The sequence below is a fragment of the Vibrio sp. genome (assembly GCF_050299255.1).
Lineage (GTDB): Bacteria > Pseudomonadota > Gammaproteobacteria > Enterobacterales > Vibrionaceae > Vibrio.
The window spans coordinates 1-652 of the sequence record NZ_JBNKVP010000189.1; the positions used below are offsets into that span (position 1 = coordinate 1).

Annotated in this window: 1 protein-coding gene; it reads left to right on the forward strand. The window is 60.6% G+C overall.

Annotated features, from left to right (window positions below):
• A partial coding sequence (locus ACQY6F_RS18965) for an ATP-binding protein (RefSeq protein ID WP_428776678.1) occupies positions 1-652 on the forward strand: 652 nt, incomplete at both ends.

Here is a 652-nt window from a genome sequence, read left to right on the forward strand (position 1 = left end):
CCCTGTCTGGCTATCTCATTCTGGGTGAGCTTTCTCTTGATGGGCGCATCAAGGCGGTCAACGGTTCCCTGCCCATGGCCATCGCTGCCCGGGAGGCGGGATACAGCGGCATCATCGTTCCGGCCGACAACGGCAAGGAAGCGGCGGTGGTCGAAAAGCTCGCCGTCTATCCCGCTCATACCTTGGGGCAGGTGGTCGATTTTTTAAAAGGGATCCAACCGATCCTGCCGCAGAGGACCGATCTTGAGTCGATGTTTAACGCGCCGGATCCCAGCGGCGCCGATTTTGCCGAAGTGATGGGCCAGGAGGATGCCAAACGGGCCCTGGAAATCGCCGCCGCTGGTGGCCACAATGTTCTGATGGTGGGGCCGCCCGGATCTGGGAAAACCATGCTGGCCCGTCGAATCCCCACGATCTTGCCCCCCATGTCCTTTGCCGAAGCCATCGAAACCACCAAAATTTTCAGCGTGGTCGGGATGCTCAACCGCACCCGACCACTGGTTACCCAGCGGCCGTTTCGCTCTCCCCACCACACCATCTCGGACGCCGGGCTGATCGGTGGCGGTCATGTTCCCCGGCCCGGCGAGGTCAGCCTGGCCCATAACGGGGTCCTGTTTCTCGACGAATTGCCCGAATACAAAAAAAATGTGCT